Annotated in this window: 5 protein-coding genes; 2 read left to right on the top strand and 3 right to left on the bottom strand. The window is 75.3% G+C overall.

Translation table 11 applies throughout. From position 1 onward, the window contains the following. The first annotated feature begins 177 nt into the window (after nucleotides 1–177). Nucleotides 178–2,544: a DUF3488 and transglutaminase-like domain-containing protein gene (locus K6I34_RS30120; RefSeq protein ID WP_229330738.1), complete on the top strand. Its 2,367-nt coding sequence runs from the start codon at nucleotides 178–180 to the stop codon at nucleotides 2,542–2,544. Nucleotides 2,545–2,746: 202 nt separating this feature from the next. On the opposite strand, the gene K6I34_RS30115 is transcribed toward K6I34_RS30120, so the two are convergent. The 3 genes from K6I34_RS30115 to K6I34_RS30105 form a co-directional block, all read right to left on the bottom strand. Further along, complete coding sequence (locus K6I34_RS30115; protein ID WP_229330736.1) at nucleotides 2,747–3,151, bottom strand: DUF3040 domain-containing protein; 405 nt, start codon at nucleotides 3,149–3,151, stop codon at nucleotides 2,747–2,749. A 238-nt stretch (nucleotides 3,152–3,389) separates the two neighbouring features. Further along, nucleotides 3,390–4,154: a methyltransferase gene (locus K6I34_RS30110; RefSeq protein WP_229330734.1), complete on the bottom strand. Its 765-nt coding sequence runs from the start codon at nucleotides 4,152–4,154 to the stop codon at nucleotides 3,390–3,392. 151 nt (nucleotides 4,155–4,305) lie between these two features. Continuing rightward, entirely contained in the window at nucleotides 4,306–4,755 is a 450-nt protein-coding gene (locus K6I34_RS30105) for an SAV_6107 family HEPN domain-containing protein (RefSeq protein ID WP_229330733.1), read from the bottom strand. 168 nt (nucleotides 4,756–4,923) lie between these two features. Here K6I34_RS30105 and K6I34_RS30100 point away from each other — a divergent pair, with 168 nt between their 5' ends. After that, nucleotides 4,924–5,610 (top strand): TetR/AcrR family transcriptional regulator, encoded by a 687-nt coding sequence (locus tag K6I34_RS30100; protein ID WP_229330731.1) that lies wholly within the window; start codon nucleotides 4,924–4,926, stop codon nucleotides 5,608–5,610. Nucleotides 5,611–5,691 lie beyond the last annotated feature (81 nt).

Genomic DNA, 5,691 nt, shown 5'->3' with positions numbered 1-5,691 from the left:
CCCGTACATGGGGGCAGCAGGTCCGTACGCGGGGGTGGCGGGCGTGGCGGGCGCGACGCCGGAGGCGGGCCGCATTCCGCCTGTGCCGCCGTGGCCGCCGTCCGTGGGAGGTGCGGCGTGAGCGGGGACATGAGCGGGGGTGCGAGCAGAAGTCTGAGCGGAGGTCTGAGCAAAGGTCTGAGCGGAGGCGTGCGGCTGTCCGCGGCCGCGGCCGTGGCGACGCTGGCCGCGGCCTGCGCGCTGCTGCCATTGGTCGACACCCCGGCGTGGATACTGCAGGCCGCGATCCTGCTCGCGCTGCAGGCGGCGGTGGGCGTGCTCGCCCGCAGGGTGCCGCTGGGCCGGGCGACGACCGTGGTGGTGCAGGCGCTGGTCTCGTTCGTGCTGCTCAGCCTGGTCTTCGCGCGTTCGGGGGCGCTCGGCGGGGTGCTGCCGGGCCCGGACGTCTTCCAGCAGCTGAGCACGCTGCTCCAGGACGGCGCGCGCGATGTCGGGCGGTACGCCATCCCGGCCCCGGCGACGACCGGCATCAGGCTGATGCTGGTCGGTGGCGTGCTGGTGGTCGGCCTGGCCGTGGACGCGCTCGCGGTGACCTGGCGCAGCGCGGCGCCCGCCGGGCTGCCGCTGCTCGCGCTCTACTCGATCGCGGCGGGGCTGGCGCAGAGCGGCAAGGACTGGCTGTGGTTCCTGGCCGCCGCGGCCGGATATCTGCTGCTGCTCCTCGCCGAGGGCCGGGACCGGCTCTCCGGATGGGGCCGGGTCTTCGGCGGCGGTGCCGTCGGGGAGCCGGGGACCGCGGGGCGCGGCGCCTCCCCGGGGCGCGGCGCTTCCCCTGTGCGCACCGGACGGCGGATCGGCGCGGTCGCGCTCGGGCTCGCGCTGCTGGTGCCCGCCGTGCTGCCGACGATGGAGGGCGGGCTGCTGGAACGGGCCCGCACGGCCGGGACGGGCCGGGACGACAGCGCCGGTTTCGACGCCGTGCGCCCCCTGGTCACGCTCCAGAACAGCCTGAACCAGCCGGAGAACCGCGAAATGCTCCGCTACCGCACGTCTGCGGGGAATCCCCGGGACATGTATCTGCGGATCGTCGCGCTCGACCGGTTCGACGGCGCGGCGTGGCAGCCGTCCGAGCGCCGCTCCACCGACCTCCCGGGGATGCTGCCCCTGCCCCCGGGGCTCGACCCCCGGGTGCGCACGGAGTCGGTGAACACCTCGGTGGCCGCCGCGAGTACGTACGCGCAGAGCTATCTGCCGCTCCCCTACCCCGCCGAGCGCGTCCGCGTGGACGGGGGCAGCTGGCTGTACGAGCCGGAGGGCCGGACGGTCTCCGGCGCCCGCAAGCAGACCACCCGGGGCGTGCGCTACCAGGTGTCGAGCCTGCTGGTGGAGCCGACGGCGGCCCAGCTCGCGGCGGCACCCGCGCCCCGCGAGGAGGTGCTCCGGGAGTACACCAAGGTGCCGGGGTCGGTGCCGCGGGTGGTGGAGGAGACAGCCCGGAAGGTGACCGCCGGGGCGGCGAACGCGTACGAGCAGGCGGTGAAGCTCCAGGACTGGTTCGCGGCCGACGGCGGTTTCCGCTACGACACGCAGGTCGCGTCGGGCAGCGGCAAGGACGCCATAGCGAAGTTCCTGGAGGAGAAGAAGGGCTTCTGCATCCACTTCTCGTACTCGATGGCGGCGATGGCGCGGACGCTCGGCATCCCGGCGCGGGTGGCGGTCGGCTTCGCGCCGGGCACACCGCTGGAGGACGGCGCGGTGTCGGTCGGCTCCAAGGACGCGCACGCCTGGCCGGAGCTGTATTTCGAGGGCGTCGGCTGGACCCGGTTCGAGCCGACGCCGAGCCGCGGCACGGCGCCCGACTACACGGTGACGCAGGAGCCCGGCGCCTCCGAGCTCGTCGTCCCGGCACCCGCGCCCGACCGGAGCACCGCGCCGTCGGCGCGACCGGCGGCGCCGGGCGTGTGCACGCCGCAGCTGAGGAAGTCCGGCGAGTGCCCGTCCGAGGAGCGCTCGACGGTGGAGGCGGGCGCGCACGGCGGCGGCCTCTCGACAGGGCCGGTGGTGGGTGCCGTGGCACTCGGCGTCGCCGCGCTGGCGCTGCCCCTGCTGCTCCCGCTGCGCCGCCGGAAGCTGCGGAGCCGGCGTCTGTCGGAGGCCGGCGCGAACGCTCTGGCCGCGTGGGCCGAACTGACCGACTCCGCATGGGATTACGGCATCGCGCCCGACGAATCGCTGACCCCGCGGGGCGCGGCCACCCGCCTGGTGCGGCTGGGCGGCCTGACGGGCTCCGCCTCCGACGCGGCGCACCGGGTGGCCACGGCCGTCGAGCGGACGCTGTACGCGGAACGGCCGGGCCCCGTGGAGGGGCTGGCGTCGGACGTGACACGCGTCCGCGATGCCCTGCGGGCTTCTGCGGGGTTCGGTGCGCGGGGGCGGGCCATGCTGGTGCCGCGGTCGGTGACAGCGCGGGTGCGGATGCGCTGCACGCAGGCTGTTCTGACCGCACGTCAGCGATGGGTGGCCCGGCTTCGGCCGGCCCCGTGACCCCGCGGCGTCCCGCCAGGGGCGCGGGGAACTGCGCGACCAGCCGCAGACAACCCGCAGCCGAGCGCAAGAGGCAGCCCAGTGGGCGCCCGGCCCGCCGCCCCGCGCCGAACCGGGGTCCGGGGGCCACGCCCCCGCCCCGGCGGGAAACCGAAAGGGCCGGACCATTCGGTCCGGCCCTCGGAGAGGAGTGGTCGAGGAGTCAGTGCCCCTGCTCGTCGCGGCGGCGCTGCCAGCGCTGCTCGATGCGGTCCATCATGCTGCGCCGCGACCGCGCCTGACGGCCGCCCATGGCCCCCGACGGGCCGATGCCGCCGCGCGCGCCCCCGGGGCGCGGCGCCTTGCGCCAGCCCGTGACGGCGAGCACCGCGCAGCCCAGCATGACGAGGAAGCCCACCACGCTGATCCAGTACTGTCCCGGAATCATCACGCCGGCCATGAGGAGCGCGATGCCCACCAGAAATCCGGCGACTGCCTGGTAGACCCGTCGCCGGGTGTACGTGCGCAGGCCGCTGCCCTCGAGCGCTGTCGCGAACTTGGGATCTTCGGCGTACAGCGCTCGCTCCATCTGCTCGAGCATGCGCTGCTCGTGCTCCGAGAGCGGCACGGAGTCCTCCTACTCGTCGGTCGCGGGGGGCGACCGGGTGCGACCCTTTCAGGATAGGCAGGGAATCGCCCCCGTGAAACCCGCCCCTCTGCGCCAATTCGCCCACCGATGGTCGGTGCGGCGATCGGTGGCGTCGGGAACTGCATTCCCGTTCCGCCGATGCGCCATGCCGGACGGCGTCCCTCGATCATACGGGGCGGGGCCGCGACCCGGGCGGCCGGTCACCTACCGCGTACGGTCAGCCACGCTCCGCCAGGACGTGCAGCTGAGTGGCGACCGAGTGGAAGGCGGGCAGCGCGGCCGCCGCGGCCTCCAACTGGAGCAGGGCCTCCATGGCACCGGGTTCGGCGTCCAGCAGCACGCCGGGCACGAGGTCGGCGAAGACGCGCACGCCGTGCACCGCACCGACCTCCAGCCCGGCCCCCATGACCAGCCCGGAGAGCTGCTCGGCGGTGAAGCGGCGGCGGACCGGGTCCCCGGCGCCCCAGTGGCCGTCGGGGTCGGCGAGCACCTGGCGGGCCTCGGTGAAGTGGCCCGCGAGGGCGCGGCCCAGGACGGCGCCGCCGAGACCGGCGGCCAGCAGGCTGAGGGTGCCCGCCGGGCGGAGCGCCTCGACGACGTTGCGGACGCTCTCGGCGGGGTCCTCGACGTACTCCAGCACGCCGTGGCACAGGACGGCGTCGTAGGCGCCGCGCTCGACGACGTCGAACAGGCCGTGGGTGTCGCCCTGGACGCCGCGCACGCGGTCGGCGACCCCGGCCTCGGCGGCCCGGCGCTCCAGCGCGAACAGGGCGTTGGGGCTGGGGTCGACGACGGTGACGCGGTGGCCCAGCCGGGCCACGTCCACCGCGAACTTGCCCGAGCCGCCGCCGGTGTCGAGGACGTCCAGCACGCCTCCGGCCTCCGGCCCGGCGGCCTTGACCCGGCGGTCCAGGGCGTCCCGCAGGACCTCCCAGACCACGGCGGTGCGGAGGGAAGCCCGGGGGCGCAGCGGGTCTGACACGGCGGATGGCTCCTGACGGTGAGGGGACCGCCCCCGCGGCTGCGGGGTACCGGAACATGGGGTGGACGCCTCCAGCCTAATGGGCGCGGCCCGCGCCCCCGCCCCGGCCGCACCGGTCAGCCGCTGGTCATGGCGCTGTCCATGGCGCTGGTCACCCCGCCTGCCGCGGCGGCACCTGCCGTCCGGCGAGCCCTCGCTCCACCAGGAACAGGAACTCCGTGGCGGCGCGCAGCAGGTCGTCGGCCTCGCGTCGGCCGGCCGCGGACCGTATGCCCGCCTCGGCGCGGGCGCGGCGGGCCGCCCCGGCGGCGAACAGCGCGCTCCACTCGGCCAGTTCGGGCGCGACCTCGGGCAGCACCTCCCAGGCGCTGCGGATACGGTGGCGGCGCCGTGCGCTCGTCTCCGGGCGGCCGCGCACGGCGAGCACGGCGGCGGCGGTGCGCAGGGCGGCGAGGTGGGCGGTGGCGTAGCGCTCGTGCGGGGCCTCCAGGGCGGTGGCCTCCGTCAGGCCGGCGCGGGCCTGGTCGAGCAGGTCGAGGGCCGCGGACGGGACCGCGGGACGGAACGGCACGGGGCGGGCGTAGCTCGCGCTGCGGGCCATGACGAACCTCCTTCGTCGGGGGCGGGCGCCGCGCGATGGCGGAGCCGCCGTCTGCCCCCATCCTCGGGCACCCCACTGACAATCGCCCTGACCTGCGCCGATACCCAGGGCCCGGCGAGAGGGCGACAGTGCCTGAAAAGGCCGCGCGGCGGCAGGGAGAATCGCTGCATGGACAGCAGCAGTACGCGCCGTCAGAACACCAGGCGAAAACTCTTCGAAGCCGCGGTCACCCTCATCGCCGAACAGGGCTTCTCGACCACCACGGTGGACGAGATCGCCGAACGTGCCGGAGTCGCGAAGGGCACGGTCTACTACAACTTCGCGAGCAAGAGCGTGCTGTTCGAGGAGCTGCTGCGGCACGGGATGGAGCTGCTGACCGACGCCCTGCAGCGGGCCGCCGACGAGATGGCGGAACGCGGAGGCGGCGGGGTCGAGGCGCTGGACGCGATGGTCCGCGCCGGGCTCGACTTCATCGCCCGCTATCCGGCGCTCGCCCAGCTGTACGCGGCGGAGCTGTGGCGCACCAACCGGGCCTGGCAGCCGACGCTGACGCAGCTGCGGCAGCGGGCCGTCGCGGTGATCGCGAGCGTCCTGGAGGAGGCCGTGACGGCGGGCGAGCTGAGCACCGAACTCGACGTCCCCCTGACGGCGGCCGCGGTGTTCGGCATGGTGCTGGTGTCGGCGCTGGACTGGCAGTCGTTCCAGCCGGACCGCTCGATCGACGAGGTCCACGAGGCGCTGTCGCGCCTGCTCCAGGGCAGAGTCGGGACAGGCCCTGTAAGGGGCGCGGGGAACTGCGCGACCGGCCACGACGGAGCTGTAGCCGCGCGCGGAGCGCAAGAGGCACCCCATTAGGCGCCCCCGAAAGCCTCCAAAAAGCGTGACGCCGCCCCGGCCCCGACCGATCCCCCGTCGGCCGATGCCGGAGCGGCGTTC

The organism is Streptomyces sp. UNOC14_S4, from assembly GCF_020740835.1.
Classification (GTDB): domain Bacteria; phylum Actinomycetota; class Actinomycetes; order Streptomycetales; family Streptomycetaceae; genus Streptomyces.
Note: the sequence above shows the minus strand (reverse complement) of the source record. Positions and strands in the feature narration are given on the sequence as shown.